Below are 20,536 nucleotides of genomic sequence, written 5' to 3'. Positions count from 1 at the left end.
CCCTAATGGACTTTCAATCACGCATACTTAATCACTTTAACGCCAGCATAGATACGAAGACATATGCCAGCGAAGTGCTGCCGCCTTTCATCGAAGTCGCCAGCCAAATGATGGTTCAGTGCTTAGTTAACGAAGGTAAAGTTCTCGCCTGCGGCAATGGCGGCAGCGCAGGCGATAGCCAGCACTTTTCGTCCGAGCTATTGAATCGTTTTGAACGTGAGCGCCCCAGCCTACCCGCACTAGCACTGACAACCGACACTTCAACGCTGACCTCGATCGCCAACGACTACAGTTATAATGAAGTGTTTTCCAAGCAGATCAGGGCGCTAGGCCAGCCCGGTGATGTCTTATTAGCCATTTCCACCAGCGGCAACTCAGCTAATATCGTTCAAGCTATCCAAGCGGCCCATGACCGCGACATGACGGTAGTCGCGCTAACGGGCAGAGATGGCGGCGATATGGCGTCATTACTAGGCCAGGATGACTGTGAGATTCGCGTTCCAGCAACATCCACTGCACGCATTCAAGAGGTTCACCTACTCGTCATCCACTGCTTATGTGATTTAATTGACGAGCAGCTCTTTGGCGGAGTCGACTAAATAGTCAGCACCAAACAAATTAAACTGAGCAGATTAAACTGCACAGACACAATCAAACGGGTAGATTAATACCTACTGACTTTACATTTTGAAAGGAGTCATCGCCATGGCCCTACGCTATTCTTTATACAAACTGATTGCCGTTGCGACACTAAGCGTTATTTTACTAACTGGATGTGCTAATAACGCGGCATCTAACCCTTCCAACTATGGTCAGCGCAGCAGTGATGTCGAAGCCATTGACACAACCATTGAACGTGAAGCGCCACGTGCGCTGGAGCGCTCAGACGCCCGCTTGAGAGATGCACGCATTAGAGCACATAGCTATAACGGCTCATTACTTCTGGTAGGGCAAGTGCCTAGCGAGGAACTGCGTAATAAAGCAGGTGAAGTCGCCAGCTCTCTACGCGGCGTAGACCAAGTACATAACGAACTCAGTATTGCTGCAAACCTACCCGCTAGCCAACGCCTAAACGATACCTGGCTAACCACCAATGTCATGAGCCAACTCGCCACTAATGACCGCATCGACTCATCAAAGCTAAAAATCACCACAGAAAACGCGACGGTGTATCTGATGGGCATGGTAACTCGAGATGAAGGCAACCGAATTGCTAACGCGGTATCAGCGGTTGGCGGCATTCAGCGAATCGTTAAAGTCTTTGACTATATGGATTGATTAACACACCGCCATAAAAAAACCTCGTCCTCGGCTTTTCACCGAGACGAGGTTTTTTATTCATCAACTGCTTGCTAAGAAAAACCGACGCTCAAAAGCACAAGTTAACAACTTAGCTAAAAACCACGCTACTTAACCACGCGTAGCGTTGGTTTTTTCTTAGCCTTCTTAGACGGCAGTGCAGAAACGTCACCCTCTTTTTCAGGAACAGGCTCTGTTACCGTTAACTCAGGCTTGGACGATTCGTCAAAAGTGTCTGAAAAATCGCCATCCAGTTCGGCATCATCAAACTCTGCCGCATCCAGCTCTGGCTCATGCCCAAACACCATACCAGCACCATTTTCACGAGCGTAGATCGCGATAAGCGCAGGCGTAGGAATCATTACCTGCATAGGCTGGCCACCAAAGCGAGCGTTAAACCCCATGGCCTGATTTTCCATAAACAGGTCACGCACAGCGGTCGGCGCTACATTCAACACAATTTGTCCATTTTGAACAAACTGGCGCGGTACTTCCACGCCAGGCTGAGTAGCATCAACCACCACATAAGGCGTCAACTCATTATCCAACAACCACTCATAGAGAGCTCGGGCGAGATAGGGACGGCTCGATTTCATAAGACTCCCTCCTCCTGACAAATATGCCCCTTACCTGATTAAGGAGAAGAGGCAGTATGAATTCAAGCGCGCATCTCTTTTTCACGCTCGTTTAAAGATGCTTTAAACGCTTCACGTTCGAATACTCGCGACATATAGCCCAACAGAGGCTTTACCTGCTTCTCAGGCAACTCAATATTCAGCTCAGGCAAACGCCATAAAATCGGCGCTAAACAGCAGTCTACAAGCGTAAACTCCTCACTCATAAAGTAAGGCATATCTTCAAAGATAGGCGAAATCCCAATGAGGCTTTCGCGCAGTTCTTTACGCGCTTTTTCCGCTTCTTTTTTACCGCCTGTGCGTATCTGCTCCAGCATTGGGCACCACTCGCGCTCAATACGATGCATCCACAAACGACTTTGCGCCCGCGCCACCGGATAAACGGGCAGCAGAGGAGGATGAGGGAAACGCTCATCCAGATACTCCATCATGACCTTAGACTCATAGAGCACTAAGTCACGATCTAGCAGCGTAGGCACGCTGTTGTACGGGTTGAGGTCTGCTAACTCTTCAGGTGGACGCTCATCGCTGACATCAACGATATCAACCGCCACCCCCTTTTCAGCCAGAACAATGCGCACACGATGACTAAAATGATCATCATTACCAGAGTAAAAGATCATCGACGACCGCTTGGCCACAACACCCATGAAAGCATCCTCGCATCAAAACAATCTTTGATAATAACACGCCAGCGCTAGCTTATGGGATGGTAACCCGCTTTGCATTACGACTGACTAGATAAACAAAGGGCGCACGGCTTCCGCCGTGCGCCCGACATGCCGCTCATCACTTAATAATTAGTGAACATCTCGCCAGTACTCACGCTTAAGCAAGTAGGCAATCACACCAAAAATGAAAATGAAGATCAGCACTTTAGGTGCTAACGCCTGAGCTTGAAGCTTGGAGGGCTCACCCACATAAGCTAGGAAGTTAGTAAGATCATACACTGCTTCCTCAAACTCAGCAGGCTCCATGGAACCTGGCTGAGTCACTTGCAGCACATCACAAGACTGGTACTTACCCGACAAAGGATCGGGTGACTGCCCCGCCACCGGATGATCCGTTTCCGAACACACCAGCTCTTGTACGCCTTGCAGAGGCTCCAACACGTTAGGCATCGCTACCAGGTCAAATACCGTGTTGTTAACACCAGTGGGGCGGCTCGGATCTTTGTAGAAGCTAAGCAGATAAGAGTAGATCCAATCCGTTCCACGCACACGCGTCTTGAGCGATAGATCCGGAGGCGGCGCACCAAACCAACCCTCCGCATCACCACTGTTCATGGCATTATGCATTTGGTCGTTGTAGCCCAAATCCGACGAGAAAATCAGATTTTCTTCAACCAAATCCTGCGGCATCCCCAAATCGTCAGCCGCACGAGCAAAGCGCTGATACTGAAGTGAGTGGCAGCCCATGCAGTAGTTAACATAGAGCTTCATGCCATTTTGCAGCGAGGCTTGATCATGCAGATCAGGCTCCATCGAGTGCGGGACACTCGCACCACCGGCAGCCATCGCAGTTACTGGCACTAACGCGAAAAGGAGTCCCAAAAGATACTTTTTCATTAGCCAGTCACCCTTTCCGGAACGGGTTTAGTCTTCTCCAGCTTGGTGTAGAACGGCATCAAGACAAAGAAGGCGAAATAAATCACGGTGCACGCCTGGGCTAGCAGCGTCCTGCCCTCTGTCGATGGCAACACACCCAAAACACCAAGGATGACAAAGCTGATAGCAAACAGCGTCAGCATGGTTTTCGACATCCAGCCTTTATAGCGCATTGAGCGCACCGGACTACGATCCAGCCAGGGCAGAACGAACAATATTGCAATCGCAGCCCCCATAAAGATAACACCGAGGAACTTAGCGTCTAAGCCGAACACTGAGAAAGTGATTGCGCGAAGAATGGCATAGAAAGGCGTCATATACCAAACGGGCGCGATGTGATCAGGCGTTTGTAGCGGGTTAGCTTGATCAAAGTTTGGCTTTTCAATAAAGTAGCCGCCGCCTTCTGGGAAGTAGAACACCACTACACAGAAAACAAACAGGAAGACCGCAATACCCACCAAGTCTTTTACCGTGTAGTAAGGATGGAAGGGAATCCCATCCAACGGCACGCCCGCCTCATCTTTCTTCTGCTTAATATCAATACCGTCAGGGTTATTTGAACCCACTTCGTGTAGCGCAATAATATGCAGCACGACGAGCGCTAAAATAACGATTGGCAGAGCAACCACATGCAGTGCAAAGAAACGGTTGAGGGTAATGCCTGAAATCAGGAAGTCACCACGCACCCACTGCGCCAGATCAGGGCCAATGCCAGGAATCGCTGAGAACAACGAAATAATAACCTGAGCACCCCAGTAAGACATCTGACCCCATGGCAACAAATAGCCCATAAAGGCTTCTGCCATTAGCACCAGATAAATCGTCATACCAAACACCCACACTAATTCGCGAGGCGCTTTGTAGGAACCATACAAGAGGCCACGGAACATATGCAGATAGACGACAAGAAAGAAGGCCGAAGCGCCGGTGGTGTGCATATAGCGAATCAGCCACCCCCACTCCACATCACGCATAATATATTCGACAGAATCGAATGCACCTTCAGCAGAGGGGTTAAAGCTCATGGTTAACCAAACCCCGGTCAAGATTTGGTTAACCAACGCCAGCAGCGCTAATGAGCCAAAGAAATACCAAAAGTTAAAGTTTTTAGGCGCGTAATATTTGGAAAGATGCTCTTGCCACATCTGAGTAGCAGGGAAGCGATCATCTACCCAACGCATGAGGCCCTTTTCCGCCTTGGCTTTATTCGGATTACCCATCAGGCAGCCTCCTCATCTTCGCCAACGACAATAATGTCATCACTCTCAAAGCGGTAGGGTGGAACCTCAAGGTTGATCGGCGCAGGTACGTTATTGAATACGCGACCGGCCAAGTCAAAGCGAGAGCCATGACATGGACAGAAGAAACCACCCGGCCAATTCTCCACACCCACCCCCTCGGCATTCGGTTCAGGTCGGAACAGAGGCGAACAACCCAAGTGCGTGCAAATACCAATCAACACGCCTATTTCCGGCTTGATAGAGCGCAAACCACCCTGGATATACGCTGGCTGCTGCGGCACTTCCGAATCAGGATCCGCTAAACTGTCGCTCCCTAACGCCTCAGTTCGCTCGATCATTTCAGGCGTACGATTAATAATCCAAATCGGCCGACCGCGCCACTCAACGGTCATACGCTGCCCAGGCTCAAGCTTCGATATATCAGCTTGAACAGGCGCACCTGCCGCTCTTGCCCTGGCACTAGGCTGCCAAGAAGCCACAAAGGGGACCGCAACCCCGACAGCGCCCACCGCCCCCACAACGGAGGTGGCGCCTACAAGGAAACGGCGCCGACCTTTGTTTACGCCGTTATCTGCCATTTCTGGTTTCTCCCATCAGCTTACCCGTTCCGCCGCAAAGGCGTCTTGCGACGACGAATATCAAATACGCTCTATGTTAAAAAAACAAAGCGCTCTGCACAAGAACAACCGCCCGTGACCATGGTGGTATAAGCGTTATAATTTTTTGATATTCCAATAAAAAGCGCCCAGGTCTTTGACCTGGGCGCTTTTGCCGCATAGCGTAAAATTAACGCTTAGAGAACTGCGGACGACGACGTGCTTTACGCAGACCGACTTTCTTACGCTCAACTTGACGGGCATCGCGGGTTACATAACCAGCGGCGCGCAACGTTGGACGCAGATCTTCATTGTAGTTCATCAGGGCGCGAGTGATACCGTGACGAATGGCACCTGCTTGAGAGGAGCCGCCGCCGCCAGCAACAGTGACGAATATGTCAAACTGATTCAGCGTTTCAGTCAACTCAAGCGGCTGACGAACAACCATACGACCAGTTACGCGACCAAAATACAGGTCAAGATCTTTATCGTTGACAGTAATTTTGCCAGAGCCCGGCTTCATAAACACGCGAGCGGTGGAAGTCTTGCGGCGCCCGGTACCGTAATACTGCTGTGTCATGGCGAAGATTTCCTCAGATGTTCAGTTCAAGCGGCTGTTGGGCAGCATGCGGATGCTCGGCACCGGCGTACACTTTTAATTTTGAGTACATGGCGCGACCCAAAGGACCTTTCGGCAACATACCTTTAACGGCAGACTCAATAATGCGCTCAGGGGCATGATCAAGCATTTTGTCGAATGTCATAGAGCGCAGACCGCCCGGGTAACCAGTATGGCGGTAGTAGGTTTTAGCCTTCGCCTTGTTGCCGGTTACATGGACTTTTTCAGCGTTGATAACAACAATGTAATCGCCAGTATCAACGTGAGGAGTAAATTCGGGCTTATGCTTGCCACGCAGGCGGCGAGCAATCTCGGTTGCCAGACGACCGAGCGTTTTGTCCGTAGCGTCGACTACGTACCAGTCGCGCTGGACGGACTGCGGCTTAGCACTGAACGTCTTCATGGATAAAATCACCAGATTAAGTGTGTTGGGTAGCTTACACCGCTACGTAAGCGATGAAGCACCATCCCTATTTTTTTTGGTTGCCAGAAAAAACCAGCAACATGCAGCGAGGCGGCATTCTACAGCAAGCATCACCGTAAGTTAAGTACCGCCACTCTTTTTTATTGATATCGCTCTTATTGATATTATTCTTGCTTGCAGCGTATTTATCGGCGCACCCGATACTAAGGCTTATGAGGTAGCGCTAAATACTCTTTAGACTGCATTTCCTGCAGACGCGACAGCGTCCGCTGAAATTCAAAGGTCAGCTTGCCATCGCGATACAGCGCTTCAATTGGCACCTCTGCCGACATCAACAGCTTAACCCCGCGATCATAAAACTCGTCAACCATATTAATAAAGCGGCGAGCCTGATCGTCTGTTTTTGCATTCATCTGAGTGACGTTAGATACCAAAACTGTATGAAATTCTCTGGCAAGCTCAATGTAATCATTCTGGCTACGCGGCCCATCACAGAGTTCGACAAATTCAAACCATGCCACATCGTCGTGGAGTCGGCGCGTCTTTAAAATGCGATGATTAATCTCAAGAGGCGCCCCCTCCTCACCCTCATGGCCGGCTATCTCTCTGAAACTTCTGCTTAGCTCCTGCTCGGCCGCTTTATCAAGCGGTGCATGAAAAATCTCAGCCCGCTCTAGGGCACGCAAACGGTAGTCAACACCAGAATCGACGTTGACGACCTCGCAGTGACGATTCACTAGCTCAATGGCGGGAACAAACCGTGCGCGCTGCAACCCATCTTTGTAAAGGTCGTCCGGCACTATATTTGATGTCGCCACCAACACCACGCCACGCTCAAACAGCGCCTCAAGCAAATTTGCCAAGATCATTGCATCGGTAATATCTTTGACAAAAAACTCATCAAAGCAGATGACGCGTGCCTCAGCAGCGAACTTGCCAGCAATCAGCGTCAATGGGTTCTTTTCGCCCTTATAGTGAGTCAACTCATTGTGGACACGCTGCATAAATCGATGAAAGTGGGTGCGCATTTTTTCAGGGAACGGCAGCGCCTCGTAGAAAGTATCGACTAGATACGTTTTCCCACGCCCCACACCTCCCCAAAAGTAGAGCCCCTTAACGTCAGGCAGCACTGGCACGCCGGCACTGACCTTTTTACCCAGCAGCCCGGCAACTTTTGCCTTTAACCCTTTGTTAGCAACGACGGCTTTAGGAGCACTAGCGGGCCTGGCTAGCAGCTCATCATAAAGGCGCTGAAGATGCTTAACCGCCTGCTCTTGAGCAGGGTCGTACTGGAAATCGTCACGCTTTAAGTCTTCCTGATACCGCGCAAAAGGCGTTAATCGGCTCGCCTGCTCGCTGTCTTGACGTGCAGATAATGATGACATCAACTCGCTCCCACAGCACACATCGTGAACGGAACTGTGACGTTGTAAGAACACAGCCTGCCCAAATAAAAAAACAATATTATACGCTGCATAATAACTAAGCGCATGAGCGGATTGACCCAACCGACGGATACGCGCCTATAATGGTCACGCTTTGTTAAGCTGTTTGTTAAACTATTTGCCAAACCCCGCCATGCGCTTGGTGGCGTGCATCATCTCTAGGGAGAATACTGTGGAAGCAAGCTCGCCATTCACTTTTGCGATTATCGGTCTCGTTATTGGATTTGTTATCGGCTTGGCGTGTTATCGCCTGTTCAGCAAAAGCCAACGTGACCACGCCACACTAAAGCAGGCTTTGCTTGAGCGTGAACATCAAATAGCCGAGCTTAAGAAAGGCATGGGAAGCCACCTCACTGGCATCCAGCAGCACATCATTAATATTCGCCAGGAGACTGATCGGCTAGAACAGCAAATAGACAGCGAAGCTGCTGAATGGAAACTGGAAACGGCCATCACACCTTCCACAAACAAACTCGCGCCTAACACAGAGGACGAAGGTGATGTTAACACTCCGCGTGATTATGCAGATGGCAAAAGCGGTACGTTATCCGAAGACTTTGGCCTAAAAGGCAGCTTGAAAGAACATGATGCGCCTGCCCCGCAACCTCCGCGTTATTAATAATTAACAAGATCAAAGCATCCGCATAGCCAACCGATGCGGATGCTTTGCACAAATTAGCGCTAGGCGGGATTATCGATATCGACAAATCGATGCTCTACATCATACTCACTCGCCAACCACTCACCCAGCGCCTGAACACCAAAACGCTCAGTAGCATGGTGACCAGCAGCAATGTAATGAATACCCATCTCTCTAGCCAAGTGCGTCGTGCGCTCTGATATTTCCCCAGACACGAAAACTTGCGCCCCTGCATCGTAAGCCGCCGTAATCATGTCTTGAGCACCTCCAGTGCACCATGCGATCCGCTCCACAGAGCCAACTAAAGGCGACTCGACCACTAAAGGCGCTCGATGGAGCACTGCAGCCAATTGACTGCCCAGTTCTGCAACGCTTAGCGGCTCAGCTAATCGGCCGGACCATAACAGTCCTTCACCAAGCTCACCATCAATGCATCCCTCGACCTTCCACCCCAGACGCTTGGCCAGCTCGGCATTATTGCCAAACGCGGCATGCGCATCTAACGGCAAGTGGTAAGCCAGCAAGCTCATTTCGTTATCCAGCAGCGTTTTAATTCGCTTCTGCTTCATGCCGGTAATGGCTACCGGTTCATTTTTCCAGAAATAACCATGGTGCACTAACACCATGTCCGCTCGCCAAGCGACCGCCTCCTCCAATAACGCCTGACATGCCGTCACCCCTGACATCACCCGCGTTACAGTGTCACGCCCCTCCACCTGAAGGCCGTTAACGGTAAAATCTTTAAATTGCGATGAGCGCAATTGATGGTCGCAAGCAGCAACTAGTTGGTCGCGATGGATCACACTGACTCCTTAACCGATTAACAGGCTATCGTGAGGAACATCTCAATAAAGTGTTACGATGGAACTATTGTAAATCTCGCTTCGCGTTATCGCGAACCTCGCGACCATTTAGACTATCACCCGCTGAGGAAATTTCGCATGCACCGCTCTGTGCTGCCCTATATATGGCCAATTATCACCGGGCTATTGCTCGCCGCCTTGGTGCTACTTGCTTTCCCAGAGTATTTGCCCAACCCGTTTCGGCAAACGCCACCCGCAACGGTCGAACCCCCCTCTTCGCTGGTGCCTACTAGCGGAGAGCCGGCAGCTAATCGACCTGCCCCCGAGATTCGCCAAGCAGAGCCGCTCAACCGCAACCAAGGGCCTGCAAGCTACTCCAACGCCGTTAATCAAGCGGCGCCAGCCGTCGTCAACATCTATTCATCACGCATTGTTGAACGCGATCAGCATCCATTGATGTCCGATCCTTTTTTCCAGCAGTTCTTCAGCGGCGACGATGCAACCACGCATCAGCGAATGCTATCGAGCTTGGGCTCTGGCGTTATTGTCAGCCATGACGGCTACGTGCTAACCAATCACCATGTCATTAATGGCGCCGATCAAATACAGGTAGCACTTCGCGATGGTCGGGAAACACTTGCCGAGGTAATTGGCACTGACCCAGAAAGCGACCTTGCCGTTTTACGCATTACCCTTGATGACTTACCGGTAATCGAGCTTGCTGACTCAGAACAGGTAGCCGTGGGTGATGTAGCACTCGCTATCGGCAATCCTTTCGGTGTTGGGCAAACCGTTACCATGGGCATTATTAGCGCGACGGGGCGCAGCCACTTAGGTTTAAATGCCTACGAGGACTTCATTCAAACAGACGCCGCGATAAATCCAGGCAATTCCGGGGGCGCATTAGTCAACCCTGACGGCGCTTTAGTGGGCATTAATACGGCTATCTTCTCACGGTCAGGGGGATCACAAGGGATTGGTTTCGCGATTCCAGCCAACCTTGCCCACAGCATCTTGAATGAACTGGTTACCCGCGGTCGCGTCATACGCGGCTGGCTAGGCATAGAAGCACAAGCACTCTCCCGCGAGCTGGCCGCATCGTTTGGGTTAAGAACCCCTCAAGGCGTGATCGTCGCTGGCGTCGTGAAAGACGGACCTGCCGCTAAAGCAGGCTTACAGCCCGGCGATGTTCTGCTGTCTATTGACGGTCAAGTGATTTTGGATGCTCGGGTAACAATGAGCGCGATTGCTTCCATTCCACCCGGCACAAAACTACCGCTGACGATCGTACGAAGCGGTGAGCGTATGGACATGACACTGGAAGTAGGTGAACGGCCGGTACCCATTAATGCTACGTCAGGAGAGCATCAGAGCGACTCGTAAGTCGCTCTGATGGTTATCGGTGCTTGTTCAGACGGCGCCTTCTCAGGCAATGCTCAATCGTTAATACGATACTCCGCCGAACGAGCATGGGCCGTCAGCGATTCGCCCCGGGCAAGTACAGAGGCTATTTTACCAAGCTCAGACGCACCACTAGGCGAGCACTGAATAATGGAGGAGCGTTTCTGGAAATCATAAACCCCCAGTGGCGATGAAAAACGGGCTGTTCCAGACGTGGGCAGCACATGATTCGGCCCTGCACAATAGTCACCCAGAGCTTCCGAAGTATGCCGCCCCATGAAGATAGCCCCAGCGTGACGCACGTCATCAAGCCAGTCACTAGGCGCCTCGACAGAAAGTTCAAGGTGCTCCGGTGCGATACGATTGATCAACTCAATGGCTTCGGCTTGATCTTGGCAGAGAATCAATGCACCACGACGTTGCAGTGAAGCACGGGCAATATCTTCCCGCTCCAGCGTCGGCAATAATCGCTCAATTGAAGCCTCAACGGCATCCAGGTGATCAGCCTTCCAACTAACAAAAATCGCCTGGGCATCCTCATCGTGTTCAGCCTGAGAGAATAAGTCCATTGCCAACCAATCTGGGTCTGTTTGGCCGTCAGACACCACCATGATTTCAGAGGGACCGGCAATCATATCAATACCAACTTGACCAAATACCGCGCGCTTAGCAGTCGCTACGTAGATATTTCCAGGCCCTACGATTTTATCTACCCGCGGAACGCTTTCAGTGCCATAAGCAAGCGCCGCGACCGCCTGTGCGCCACCAATCGTGAACACATAATCGACGCCCGCCAGATGCGCAGCTGCCAGCACAAGATCATTCAGCACACCGTCCGGAGTCGGCACAACCATCACAATCTCGCGCACACCAGCCACATTGGCAGGGATAGCATTCATCAATACCGATGAAGGATAAGCGGCTTTCCCGCCTGGCACATAAATACCTGCGCGGTCCAGCGGGGTAACCTTTTGGCCCAGCACCGTTCCATCAGCCTCTTCGTACTGCCACGAGCTTGGCTTCTGGCGCTCATGATAACGCTTAATACGCTCAGCAGCGGCTGACAGCGCATTGCGCTGCTCAGCAGGCAGACCGTCAAAGGCCTTTTTCAGCTGCTCAGGAGATAGGCGTAGCTGCTCCATACTCTCGGCTGACAGGCGGTCAAAGCGATTGGTCGCCTCAACCACCGCACTGTCACCTCGCCGTTTAACATCTGCCAATATCTCTTCAACACGAGCCTGTACTGCCTTATCAGACACCCCTTCCCAATCCAGCAGCGCGTCTAAATGCTGATGGAATGCCCCATCAACAGTCGAGAGACGGGCAATGGTGGCTGTGGACTTATCGCTCATGGTAAACCTCGTGTCATTCAATAGGCTGAGTCTGACGCTTTTTAACCGCACTTTCCAGGCGGGCTAACAATGGCTTAATACGATCATGCTTCATGGTCATGGCGGCTTTATTAACCACCAGGCGGGTACTGATATGGGCAATGAGCTCACGAGGCTCCATGCCATTGGCGCGTAGCGTATTGCCGGTATCCACGATATCAACAATTTCATCGGCCAAATTCATCAGCGGAGCAAGTTCCATCGCCCCATAGAGCTTGATCACTTCGGCTTGAATACCCTGCTCCGCATAGTAACGCCTCGCTACGTTTACAAACTTAGTAGCTACACGACGACGCGCTTCAGCTGGCAACTGCCCCGTCACACCAGCAGTCATCAGCTTGCAACGAGCGATATCCAGATCTAGGGGCTCGTATAGACCTTCAGCCCCATGCTCAAGCAGAACGTCTTTACCCGCAATGCCCACATCTGCGGCACCCAGCTGCACATAGGTCGGCACATCGGTTGCCCGTATAATCACCAACTTTACATCTGGCAAATTAGTATCAAACAGCAGTTTACGGCTTTTACCCAAATCTTCTGCCGGGGTAATCCCCGCATCCGCCAACAGCGGCAGCGTTTCGTCCAGAATACGCCCTTTTGAAAGGGCCAAAATCAGTTGCTTACTCATTATTTAGGCCAATGGTTAATAACATGGCTTAGCCAGGAATACGGCGAATGCGCGCACCCAGCAGCTGTAATTTTTCCTCAATGCACTCATAACCACGATCGATATGATAAATACGATCTACAAGCGTTTCGCCTTCAGCCATCATTGCCGCGATCACCAATGATGCTGACGCACGAAGGTCAGTAGCCATTACCGGCGCACCTGAAAGCTTTTCTACGCCTTCAATCAGTGCCGTATTACCTTCAAGGGCAATATTCGCCCCCATCCGGTTTAGCTCTTGTACGTGCATAAAGCGGTTTTCAAAGATGGTTTCCACTACCCGGGAATGCCCCTCGGCGACAGCATTCATCGCCACAAACTGGGCCTGCATATCGGTAGGAAATGCAGGATAGGGCGCAGTGCGAATATTAACCGCTTTTGGACGCTTGCCATGCATATCCAACGCGATCCAATCATCGCCACTGGTAATCTCAGCACCGGCTTCTTCAAGCTTCGCAAGCACCGCTTCTAAAATATCGGCACGAGTGCGCTTCACTTTCACGCGACCACCCGTCATGGCAGCGGCCACCAGGAAAGTACCCGTTTCAATACGATCAGGCATGACATCGTGCTCACAGCCATGCAGAGATGCGACACCTTCGATCACGATGGTGTCTGTACCATGCCCACGAATATTAGCCCCCATCTTGATCAAACACTCGGCGAGATCGACAATTTCCGGCTCGCGCGCAGCATTTTCAAGAATAGTAGTGCCATCAGCGAGCGTTGCCGCCATCAACAGATTTTCAGTACCCGTTACCGTCACTGTATCAAAGAAGATAGTCGCCCCTTTCAAGCGTCCATCAACTCGGGCACGAATATAACCCGCTTCAACGCGGATCTCTGCGCCCATCGCCTCAAGACCACGAATATGCAAGTCCACCGGACGTGAACCAATTGCGCACCCGCCTGGAAGAGAAACATCTGCCTTACCGAAATGTGCTAACAACGGGCCTAACACCAGAATGGAGGCGCGCATCTTCTTAACGAGTTCATAGGGAGCATGACACTGCGTTACCTGAGAGCCGTCAAGCTGGATACTGAGCTTCTCTCCCATCACCGGCTCAACGCCCATCCGCCCTAGCAGCTCCAGCGTCGTAGTGATGTCCTGCAAATGAGGCAAATTACCAATAATGACCGGACCATCTGCCAAAAGGCTGGCACACAAAATTGGCAACGCCGCATTCTTAGCGCCACTCACCCACACTTCGCCATCTACCGACCCATTGCCGGTAATGATTAATTTATCCATAGAGAAGCCGCTACTATGCGTTTTCCGGTGCAGTTTGCCACTGCGCCGGAGTAAACGTTTTGATACTAATGGCGTGCAGAGCGCCGGATGCAATTTCGTCATTTAGCGCCGCATAGACCAGCTGCTGACGCTTTACAGGAGAAAGACCTTCAAAAGCTTCGCCAACTGCGATCACCTGAAAATTGCAGCCTTCACCCTGGATATGAAAATCACATCCACCGATGCGGGACTCAAGCAGTGCTTTTACCTCGTTGGGTTGCATAAGACAGGAAACTCCTTTGGGTCATTAAACTAGGTGGTTGAAATAGGGGGTCGTTGAATTAGAGAGGAACAGGGGGAACATGATAAAGAAAAGCGGCACGCTTGGCGATGCCAGACGAACACTCACGCTTCAGCGTTGGGCGAACCTATTAGCGCATCGAGCTCAGCGAGCGACGTTAAACGCTCAAGCGGAGCAGACAATGCAATCGAGGTAACGACAATACCTAGCGAGTGACACGCACGCAGCCATTCAAACAGAACGCTAATCGCCGCGCTACTTGCTTTTGAAACGTCTGAAAAATCGAGGACAACATCAGTTAACCGAGCACTTTCAAGCCACTTAACGCCTGCAGCGGCCACATCGGCCGCTGCATTGACATTGAGATCACCCTGAACCGCCAGCGCGCAAGACTGCGCAATCAGCGAAACATGGGGCGTAGATAACAGCGTCGTCACGCGTTGCCCCCTTGCTCAAGCTCGTCGACACCAATTTCGGGTGACCAGCTACGAATGACGGCATCGTAGTCTCGGTTATTTTCGCGCATCGACTGGTCAAACTGATTGCGGAAGGTCAGCCCTAAATTGATGCCATTAACAATGACATTGACCACTTTCCACTCACCATTTGAAAGTCGCAGGCTGTAGCTAACGGGGTAAACCTGACCATTAGTGGCAACAACTTCCATATCAACACTGGCTTGATCTTCATAGCGCTGACCGCGCTGGTCGGTCAACACTCTCAACTCATCATAATCAAAGGTCACGAGACCACGCGTGTACGTGTCGATCAGGGTTTGACGAAAGACATCGGCGAACCGACTACGCTGTTCTGGCGTTGCATTGCGAAAGTAGCTGCCCATCACGCTAGCGCCAATATAACGAAAATCCGCCACATCATTCAGGCTATCGTTGACCAACGCTTTAAGCTCATCAAGATTATTGGCGTAATAATCTTCTCTGCCGTTAATCTGCTCCATGAAGCCATTGACGTTGTCACGAACCAACGCTTCTGGCGATTTCGACTGGGCCTGAGCGGCAAAAGGCAGCAGAACAACCGCTAGCGCCAACCAAAAGAGCAAACGACGGGCCAACATTACGCTATTTTCTTTCATTAAAGTCACCTCATGACAACTGACAGCACCCACGCTGCTTAGTTAGTAACCATATTGGATACAAATTGCTGGATAAGTTCTTCGAGCACCAGGGCAGACTGGGTATCTCGAATAACATCCCCCTCTTCAAGCACTTCAGGAGCGCCGCCAACACTCAGGCCAATATACTGCTCACCGAGCAGCCCAGCCGTCAAAATAGCCGCGGTAGTATCTTGCGAAAGCTGGCCTTCAAGATCGCTATCGAGACTCAGCACCACCCGCGCATCATACCACTCGGTATCAAGCTCAATGGCCTCTACCCGCCCCACAGTAACACCGGCCATGGTGACCCGCGCACGTGGTTTCAGACTGCCAATATTGGAAAAACTGGCCTCAAGACGAAACGTGTCGGAAGATGTTGAAAGCGTCATGCCACTTACGCGCAAGCCCAAAAAAACAAGCCCCAGAATGCCCGCAAGCATAAACAGGCCAACGCCAAACTCCATGGTTTTACTGCGCTTCATGTTATTGCTCCACCCATTAAAGGCCGCCAAACATCACGGCGGTCAATACAAAATCCAGCCCCAAAACAGCAAGCGATGAATACACCACCGTGCGTGTTGTCGCACGTGAAATACCTTCAGAGGTAGGCACTAAGTCATACCCTTGGAACACCGCAATCCAGGTAACGACTACTGCAAATACAAGGCTTTTGATTATTCCATTACCAATATCATCAACAAACGAAACACTAGCCTGCATATTGCTCCAGTAAGAACCTTCAAAAACCCCCAGCCATTCCACACCAACCAAATAGCCACCCCAAATCCCCACCACGCTAAAACCAACGGTCAGAATGGGTAGCGCAATAAAACCTGCCCACAGCCTTGGCGCCACAACCCGGCGCAGTGGGTCAACGCCAATCATTTCCATGCTGGTTAACTGTTCAGTCGCCTTCATCAGGCCAATTTCCGCCGTCAACGCAGAGCCCGCGCGCCCTGCAAACAGTAGCGCAGCAACCACCGGCGCTAGCTCTCGAAGAAGCGAAAGAGCAACCATCTGGCCAAGCGCCTGCTCTGCCCCAAAGTCAACCAAAATGGTATACCCCTGTAGCGCAAGCACCATGCCTATAAACAGCCCTGACACCAGCACAATAGCCAGAGATAGCACACCGACAAAGTGCACTTGGCGCAGCCACAACGACCACCCTTCCCGAGAAGGCACCCCTACAGCCGACTGGGCAAGAAAGACACCTGCACGCCCTAGCGACTCTAAGGCATCACACCCTTTTTGCCCCAGCCGAGCAACATGCGAAATAGCATGTTTAATATTTGATTGCATTTAACGCACCTTCCCTGCGGAGGCTTGGCCTAGAATATCGCGGTAAAGTGTCTCAGCGGGATAGTGAAACGGCACCGGCCCATCTGGCTCACCATGAATAAACTGGCTTACTCGGGGATCTTGGTTCGTATCTAAGGTACTTGGCGTGCCTGAGGCTACCACCTGCCCATCGGCAATGAGGTACAGATAATCCGCAATACTGAGGGTCTCTTTGATATCGTGCGAAACGATCACTGACGTAAGCGACAGTGCCTGATTCAGCCGTTTAATTAGCTGTACAAGCACCCCCATAGAAATAGGGTCTTGCCCGACAAAAGGCTCATCATAAAGGATTAACTCTGGGTCAAGCGCTACCGCCCGTGCCAGCGCCACACGCCTTGCCATCCCCCCCGAAAGCTCAGCTGGCGACAAGTGCCTAGCCCCGCGCAAACCCACTGCCTGTAACTTAAGAAGCACTAGATCGCGTATCATAGGGTCAGGCAAGTCAGTATGCACCCGAAGCGGAAACGCTACGTTTTCAAATACATCGAGATCTGAAAACAGTGCGCCGCTCTGAAATAACATACCCATGCGCTTACGCAACGTAAACAGGGCCTTACGCGATAGGCGATGCACATCTTGACCGTCGATTAGCACTCGCCCCCGGTCAGGCGTTAATTGCCCACCAATTAGCTTTAAAAGGGTCGTCTTGCCGGTACCGCTTGGCCCCATGATGGCCGTTACCTGGCCACGCGAAATCGTCATATTGATTCCGCGAAAAATATCATGATCACCCCGCGAGAAGTACAAATCTTCAATTTCGATGAAGGGAGCATCGGTCATGGGCTGGCTGGCCTTGATGGTCGTCTTGCCGCAGCAGCAATAGTATATGCTGGCTACGCATGAGTTAGTTAAAAACAAATAATTCAAAAAAACAGCTAGTTTAAAAGAACAGACAGTTTAAAAAACACTGTTTTCGAAATATTATCGAACATCGTAACTGAACGCTACTCACAGTAACAGATGCGCTCATTGCAACCGCACTGAGGAGTAGGATACGCGCCTTACCTACAAACCGCGCCAAGATGTTATTCTTAGCGACCTACTTTTGACCGCTTATGAAAAGAGATGCCCTCATGCGCCAGCCACTATCGACACCTAGCCCACTGCGTGAAAGTGCGCTGCGCACGCTGCAAATTGAGCAAGCCGCTATCGGTGGGCTTCAGGCAAAGCTTGATGAGAGCTTTGACCACGCTTGTGAACTTATCCTTGCCTGCCAGGGCCGCGTAGTGGTAACCGGCATGGGTAAGTCCGGCCACATTGCGGGCAAGCTGGCTGCAACGTTGGCAAGCACCGGCACGCCTGCTTTTTTTGTACACCCAGGTGAAGCCAGTCACGGCGATCTCGGTATGATCACTCGCGCAGATGTTGTACTAGCCCTCTCGAACTCTGGCGAAACCGCAGAGGTCACCGCGCTGCTTCCGCTGTTGAAACGCCTAGGAACCCCCCTTGTCAGCATGACGGGGCGCCCAGGGTCCACATTAGCCAAACACGCCGATGCTCACCTTAATAGCGGCGTTGAGCGCGAAGCCTGCCCTCTCGACTTAGCACCGACTAGCTCAACCACAGCAGCACTTGCCTTGGGTGATGCCTTAGCCGTGGCATTATTAGAAGCACGTGGTTTCACCGCGGAAGATTTTGCGCTTTCACACCCAGGTGGAAGCCTCGGCAAACGCCTACTTTTGCGTGTAAAGGATTTAATGCACAACGGATCACGCCTCCCCCAAGTAGCATTAGGCAGCCCGCTACGGGACGCACTGTTGGAAATTACTCGCCAAGGGTTGGGCTTTACCTGCGTAGTCGATAGCGAAGGACGCCTTGCCGGCGTTTATACCGACGGTGACTTACGCCGAACGCTGGATCAGTTCCATGATCTACGTGACGTCCTAGTTGATGATGTGATGACACGTCCTGGAAAACGTATTGGCCCCGATGTGTTAGCGGCTGAAGCAGTACGCATCATGGAAGACAGCCGAATCACCGCACTGGCGGTCGTGGATGATCAGCAGCGCCCCATTGGCGCGCTGCATATGCATGACTTACTTGCTAGCGGTGTCATTTAATCGTTCTTTTCAAACATTAATAACGGAGGCTTCATGGCCCTACCTGACGCTCTACAAGACCGGATTCGCCGCGTAAGATTGCTTGCCATTGACGTTGACGGCGTACTTACCGATGGCCGCCTTTATTTTCAAGCTGACGGTATCGAAATCAAAGCGTTTCATACCCAAGATGGCCACGGCCTCAAACTTTTGAAGCGCGTCGGAATCCATGTTGCCTTAATTACTGGGCGTGATTCTCCCATGGTCAGCCAACGTGCTGCGTCGCTGGGCATTACCCACGTGTATCAAGGGTGCGAGGATAAACTCACTACGCTACGCGCGCTTTGCCAACGCCTAGATATCACGCTTGAGCAGGTTGCTTATTGTGGTGACGACCTACCAGACCTTGCTCCAATGAAACGTTCTGGCGTAGGCATCACCGTCCCTAATGCTCCTGATTATATGCATACCCACGCTGACTGGATCACCGATCGGCTTGGTGGCCACGGCGCTGTACGTGAAATCTGCGACACCTTATTGATGTCTCAAGGCCATTGGGATGCTGTTTTAGATACGTACCTACACGGCCAATCGTAATGCGCTTTTGGGTTAAAAAACGCATTTGGATAACCATCATGGTGCTTGCCTTAGGTGGCATACTGGTATGGTTGGATCCACGCGGCCCTCAAGACCAATCAATCGACGCTGAGGCTCGCGCTCAAGAGCCCGGCCATGTATTAGAGAATGCAGAAATCACTCTGTTTGGTGACACCGGTGCCATCCAGCAGTCGCTGACGACGCCACGCTTAGTCCATACCCCTCAAACGGCGATGACAGATGTCTTCTCCCCCAGGGCGACACTATTCGATAGCGAAGAGCGTCAATGGCTAGCGACGGCGGAGACCGGCACCCTAAATACTGACACGCAGGTGCTCACACTAGCTGGCTCAGCCCAATTACTTGCACCCGACGAGGGCTGGCAGCTGAATACAGAGTTATTACATTATGATGGCACCACCCGTCATGCTTGGAGCGATGCCGAAACCATACTTCAGCAACCGCCCCAGCGCATTGGCGCTTCACGCATGGATGTATGGCTGGATGATAGCCAGATCCGCTTAACCAATAACGTGCGCGGCGTTCACCCGCCTGCCACTCGTTCTCAGTAGGAGTCGCGATGAACGCTCTTATTCGCACGGCACTCTTCGTCATTGCGCTACCCATTTCAGCGGCAGCGCTACCGGTCATGGCACAAAGCCAAGCCCCCGTAGAAGTAGAGGCTGACCGTTTAGATCTCGATCAACGCGCAGGCACTGCTGTGTATTCAGGCAACGTCGATATTCGGCAGGGCAATATGCAACTGCGTGGAGATCGCGTTGAGATTCAGCGCAACGATGCTGGCGAGCTATCGCGCGCCGTTGCAACCGGTGGACGAGCCTATATACGCAACCAGCTCGAAGACCAAGCTAGCCCAATGGAAGGCTGGGCAAAGCGCATTATTTATCATGTTGCCGAGCGTCGGGTAGAGCTCATTGACCAAGCGGAACTGACCCAGCAAGCAGATCGCTTTGAAGGTGGACGCTTAGAGTATTTTATCGACCAAGGTGTGGTTCAGGCGCGTTCTGATGTTAGTGGTAGTGAACCACAACGTATCCGCATGACTCTTCAGCCGGAACAATAGGAGTGTCCAGTGGCGACAAATAACGCAGAGCCTGCACCTCAAACCACAGCCTCAGAATCAG

26 protein-coding genes are annotated in these 20,536 nt (G+C 51.6%); 8 read left to right on the top strand and 18 right to left on the bottom strand.

The window, feature by feature from the left end; genetic code table 11:
- Positions 1–5: 5 nt before the first annotated feature.
- Positions 6–599, top strand: coding sequence for a phosphoheptose isomerase (locus INT19_RS14600; RefSeq protein WP_038485436.1), 594 nt, complete (start codon positions 6–8; stop codon positions 597–599).
- Between the two features lie 106 nt (positions 600–705).
- Positions 706–1,278, top strand: a complete 573-nt coding sequence (locus tag INT19_RS14595; RefSeq protein ID WP_089037715.1) for a BON domain-containing protein — start codon at positions 706–708, stop codon at positions 1,276–1,278.
- A 128-nt stretch (positions 1,279–1,406) separates the two neighbouring features.
- On the opposite strand, the gene INT19_RS14590 is transcribed toward INT19_RS14595, so the two are convergent.
- The 8 genes from INT19_RS14590 to zapE all read right to left on the bottom strand — a co-directional run bounded on the left by INT19_RS14590 (position 1,407) and on the right by zapE (position 7,806).
- A complete protein-coding gene (locus INT19_RS14590; protein ID WP_193061302.1) occupies positions 1,407–1,895 on the bottom strand; it encodes a ClpXP protease specificity-enhancing factor in 489 nt (162 codons plus the stop codon).
- 62 nt (positions 1,896–1,957) lie between these two features.
- Positions 1,958–2,584 (bottom strand): stringent starvation protein SspA, encoded by a 627-nt coding sequence (gene sspA, locus INT19_RS14585; protein ID WP_089037713.1) that lies wholly within the window; start codon positions 2,582–2,584, stop codon positions 1,958–1,960.
- A gap of 150 nt (positions 2,585–2,734) precedes the next feature.
- Complete coding sequence (locus INT19_RS14580; protein WP_089037712.1) at positions 2,735–3,502, bottom strand: cytochrome c1; 768 nt, start codon at positions 3,500–3,502, stop codon at positions 2,735–2,737.
- Positions 3,502–4,761, bottom strand: coding sequence for a cytochrome b (locus tag INT19_RS14575; protein ID WP_089037711.1), 1,260 nt, complete (start codon positions 4,759–4,761; stop codon positions 3,502–3,504). The genes INT19_RS14580 and INT19_RS14575 overlap by 1 nt, the downstream gene beginning before the upstream one ends.
- Positions 4,761–5,360 (bottom strand): ubiquinol-cytochrome c reductase iron-sulfur subunit, encoded by a 600-nt coding sequence (petA, locus tag INT19_RS14570; RefSeq protein WP_089037710.1) that lies wholly within the window; start codon positions 5,358–5,360, stop codon positions 4,761–4,763. The genes INT19_RS14575 and petA overlap by 1 nt, the downstream gene beginning before the upstream one ends.
- Before the next feature lie 208 nt (positions 5,361–5,568).
- The gene (rpsI, locus tag INT19_RS14565) at positions 5,569–5,958 is read right to left on the bottom strand and encodes a 30S ribosomal protein S9 (protein ID WP_038485457.1); all 390 of its coding nucleotides are present in this window, start codon (positions 5,956–5,958) and stop codon (positions 5,569–5,571) included.
- 13 nt (positions 5,959–5,971) lie between these two features.
- A complete protein-coding gene (rplM, locus tag INT19_RS14560; RefSeq protein ID WP_009721993.1) occupies positions 5,972–6,400 on the bottom strand; it encodes a 50S ribosomal protein L13 in 429 nt (142 codons plus the stop codon).
- 224 nt (positions 6,401–6,624) lie between these two features.
- Positions 6,625–7,806, bottom strand: a complete 1,182-nt coding sequence (zapE, locus tag INT19_RS14555; RefSeq protein ID WP_193061301.1) for a cell division protein ZapE — start codon at positions 7,804–7,806, stop codon at positions 6,625–6,627.
- 232 nt (positions 7,807–8,038) lie between these two features.
- Between zapE and INT19_RS14550 the strand changes: the two genes are divergently transcribed.
- Positions 8,039–8,485 (top strand): ZapG family protein, encoded by a 447-nt coding sequence (locus tag INT19_RS14550; RefSeq protein ID WP_193061300.1) that lies wholly within the window; start codon positions 8,039–8,041, stop codon positions 8,483–8,485.
- 62 nt (positions 8,486–8,547) lie between these two features.
- Here INT19_RS14550 and INT19_RS14545 read toward each other — a convergent pair whose 3' ends face one another.
- The gene (locus tag INT19_RS14545) at positions 8,548–9,309 is read right to left on the bottom strand and encodes a Nif3-like dinuclear metal center hexameric protein (RefSeq protein WP_089037707.1); all 762 of its coding nucleotides are present in this window, start codon (positions 9,307–9,309) and stop codon (positions 8,548–8,550) included.
- Positions 9,310–9,447: 138 nt separating this feature from the next.
- Here INT19_RS14545 and INT19_RS14540 point away from each other — a divergent pair, with 138 nt between their 5' ends.
- On the top strand, positions 9,448–10,692 hold the full coding sequence (locus INT19_RS14540) for a Do family serine endopeptidase (protein ID WP_193061299.1): 1,245 nt from the start codon (positions 9,448–9,450) through the stop codon (positions 10,690–10,692).
- Positions 10,693–10,745: 53 nt separating this feature from the next.
- Here the strand turns inward: INT19_RS14540 and hisD are convergent, their stop codons facing one another.
- The 9 genes from hisD to INT19_RS14495 form a co-directional block, all read right to left on the bottom strand.
- Positions 10,746–12,062: a histidinol dehydrogenase gene (hisD, locus tag INT19_RS14535; RefSeq protein WP_193061298.1), complete on the bottom strand. Its 1,317-nt coding sequence runs from the start codon at positions 12,060–12,062 to the stop codon at positions 10,746–10,748.
- A gap of 13 nt (positions 12,063–12,075) precedes the next feature.
- Entirely contained in the window at positions 12,076–12,729 is a 654-nt protein-coding gene (gene hisG, locus INT19_RS14530) for an ATP phosphoribosyltransferase (RefSeq protein WP_038485475.1), read from the bottom strand.
- 28 nt (positions 12,730–12,757) lie between these two features.
- Positions 12,758–14,020, bottom strand: coding sequence for a UDP-N-acetylglucosamine 1-carboxyvinyltransferase (gene murA / locus INT19_RS14525; protein ID WP_193061297.1), 1,263 nt, complete (start codon positions 14,018–14,020; stop codon positions 12,758–12,760).
- 13 nt (positions 14,021–14,033) lie between these two features.
- Positions 14,034–14,282, bottom strand: coding sequence for a BolA family protein (locus INT19_RS14520; RefSeq protein WP_193061296.1), 249 nt, complete (start codon positions 14,280–14,282; stop codon positions 14,034–14,036).
- Between the two features lie 122 nt (positions 14,283–14,404).
- A complete protein-coding gene (locus INT19_RS14515) occupies positions 14,405–14,737 on the bottom strand; it encodes an STAS domain-containing protein (protein WP_193061295.1) in 333 nt (110 codons plus the stop codon).
- The gene (locus INT19_RS14510) at positions 14,734–15,393 is read right to left on the bottom strand and encodes an MlaC/ttg2D family ABC transporter substrate-binding protein (RefSeq protein WP_193061294.1); all 660 of its coding nucleotides are present in this window, start codon (positions 15,391–15,393) and stop codon (positions 14,734–14,736) included. The genes INT19_RS14515 and INT19_RS14510 overlap by 4 nt, the downstream gene beginning before the upstream one ends.
- A 38-nt stretch (positions 15,394–15,431) precedes the next feature.
- Complete coding sequence (gene mlaD / locus INT19_RS14505) at positions 15,432–15,896, bottom strand: outer membrane lipid asymmetry maintenance protein MlaD (protein ID WP_038485491.1); 465 nt, start codon at positions 15,894–15,896, stop codon at positions 15,432–15,434.
- Between the two features lie 16 nt (positions 15,897–15,912).
- Complete coding sequence (gene mlaE / locus INT19_RS14500) at positions 15,913–16,713, bottom strand: lipid asymmetry maintenance ABC transporter permease subunit MlaE (protein ID WP_089037702.1); 801 nt, start codon at positions 16,711–16,713, stop codon at positions 15,913–15,915.
- Positions 16,714–17,535 (bottom strand): ABC transporter ATP-binding protein, encoded by an 822-nt coding sequence (locus INT19_RS14495; RefSeq protein WP_089037701.1) that lies wholly within the window; start codon positions 17,533–17,535, stop codon positions 16,714–16,716. It abuts the gene before it with no gap.
- A 293-nt stretch (positions 17,536–17,828) separates the two neighbouring features.
- On the opposite strand from INT19_RS14495, the gene INT19_RS14490 reads away from it, so the two are divergent.
- The 4 genes from INT19_RS14490 to lptA are packed head-to-tail and all read left to right on the top strand — an operon-like array spanning position 17,829 to position 20,475.
- Positions 17,829–18,815, top strand: a complete 987-nt coding sequence (locus INT19_RS14490; protein ID WP_083005806.1) for a KpsF/GutQ family sugar-phosphate isomerase — start codon at positions 17,829–17,831, stop codon at positions 18,813–18,815.
- A 33-nt stretch (positions 18,816–18,848) separates the two neighbouring features.
- A complete protein-coding gene (locus INT19_RS14485; protein WP_193061293.1) occupies positions 18,849–19,391 on the top strand; it encodes a KdsC family phosphatase in 543 nt (180 codons plus the stop codon).
- Positions 19,391–19,963, top strand: a complete 573-nt coding sequence (lptC, locus tag INT19_RS14480; protein WP_193061292.1) for an LPS export ABC transporter periplasmic protein LptC — start codon at positions 19,391–19,393, stop codon at positions 19,961–19,963. Before INT19_RS14485 ends, lptC begins: the two co-directional genes overlap by 1 nt.
- Positions 19,964–19,971: 8 nt before the next feature.
- Positions 19,972–20,475, top strand: a complete 504-nt coding sequence (lptA, locus tag INT19_RS14475) for a lipopolysaccharide transport periplasmic protein LptA (protein ID WP_089037699.1) — start codon at positions 19,972–19,974, stop codon at positions 20,473–20,475.
- Positions 20,476–20,536 lie beyond the last annotated feature (61 nt).

The sequence above is a fragment of the Halomonas sp. 3A7M genome, assembly GCF_014897875.1.
In the GTDB taxonomy this organism is placed as follows: Bacteria; Pseudomonadota; Gammaproteobacteria; order Pseudomonadales; family Halomonadaceae; genus Vreelandella.
This window is presented reverse-complemented; position numbering and strand designations above follow the sequence as displayed.

Bases quoted from the DNA above. Each gene is read 5' to 3' on its own strand.
- INT19_RS14600 (WP_038485436.1), top strand. From the start codon at position 6: ATGGACTTTCAATCACGCATACTTAATCACTTTAACGCCAGCATAGAT.
- INT19_RS14595 (WP_089037715.1), top strand. From the start codon at position 706: ATGGCCCTACGCTATTCTTTATACAAACTGATTGCCGTTGCGACACTA.
- INT19_RS14590 (WP_193061302.1), bottom strand. From the start codon at position 1,895: ATGAAATCGAGCCGTCCCTATCTCGCCCGAGCTCTCTATGAGTGGTTG.
- sspA (WP_089037713.1), bottom strand. From the start codon at position 2,584: ATGGGTGTTGTGGCCAAGCGGTCGTCGATGATCTTTTACTCTGGTAAT.
- INT19_RS14580 (WP_089037712.1), bottom strand. From the start codon at position 3,502: ATGAAAAAGTATCTTTTGGGACTCCTTTTCGCGTTAGTGCCAGTAACT.
- INT19_RS14575 (WP_089037711.1), bottom strand. From the start codon at position 4,761: ATGGGTAATCCGAATAAAGCCAAGGCGGAAAAGGGCCTCATGCGTTGG.
- petA (WP_089037710.1), bottom strand. From the start codon at position 5,360: ATGGCAGATAACGGCGTAAACAAAGGTCGGCGCCGTTTCCTTGTAGGC.
- rpsI (WP_038485457.1), bottom strand. From the start codon at position 5,958: ATGACACAGCAGTATTACGGTACCGGGCGCCGCAAGACTTCCACCGCT.
- rplM (WP_009721993.1), bottom strand. From the start codon at position 6,400: ATGAAGACGTTCAGTGCTAAGCCGCAGTCCGTCCAGCGCGACTGGTAC.
- zapE (WP_193061301.1), bottom strand. From the start codon at position 7,806: ATGTCATCATTATCTGCACGTCAAGACAGCGAGCAGGCGAGCCGATTA.
- INT19_RS14540 (WP_193061299.1), top strand. From the start codon at position 9,448: ATGCACCGCTCTGTGCTGCCCTATATATGGCCAATTATCACCGGGCTA.
- hisD (WP_193061298.1), bottom strand. From the start codon at position 12,062: ATGAGCGATAAGTCCACAGCCACCATTGCCCGTCTCTCGACTGTTGAT.
- hisG (WP_038485475.1), bottom strand. From the start codon at position 12,729: ATGAGTAAGCAACTGATTTTGGCCCTTTCAAAAGGGCGTATTCTGGAC.
- murA (WP_193061297.1), bottom strand. From the start codon at position 14,020: ATGGATAAATTAATCATTACCGGCAATGGGTCGGTAGATGGCGAAGTG.
- INT19_RS14520 (WP_193061296.1), bottom strand. From the start codon at position 14,282: ATGCAACCCAACGAGGTAAAAGCACTGCTTGAGTCCCGCATCGGTGGA.
- INT19_RS14510 (WP_193061294.1), bottom strand. From the start codon at position 15,393: ATGAAAGAAAATAGCGTAATGTTGGCCCGTCGTTTGCTCTTTTGGTTG.
- mlaD (WP_038485491.1), bottom strand. From the start codon at position 15,896: ATGAAGCGCAGTAAAACCATGGAGTTTGGCGTTGGCCTGTTTATGCTT.
- mlaE (WP_089037702.1), bottom strand. From the start codon at position 16,713: ATGCAATCAAATATTAAACATGCTATTTCGCATGTTGCTCGGCTGGGG.
- INT19_RS14495 (WP_089037701.1), bottom strand. From the start codon at position 17,535: ATGACCGATGCTCCCTTCATCGAAATTGAAGATTTGTACTTCTCGCGG.
- INT19_RS14490 (WP_083005806.1), top strand. From the start codon at position 17,829: ATGCGCCAGCCACTATCGACACCTAGCCCACTGCGTGAAAGTGCGCTG.
- INT19_RS14485 (WP_193061293.1), top strand. From the start codon at position 18,849: ATGGCCCTACCTGACGCTCTACAAGACCGGATTCGCCGCGTAAGATTG.
- lptC (WP_193061292.1), top strand. From the start codon at position 19,391: ATGCGCTTTTGGGTTAAAAAACGCATTTGGATAACCATCATGGTGCTT.
- lptA (WP_089037699.1), top strand. From the start codon at position 19,972: ATGAACGCTCTTATTCGCACGGCACTCTTCGTCATTGCGCTACCCATT.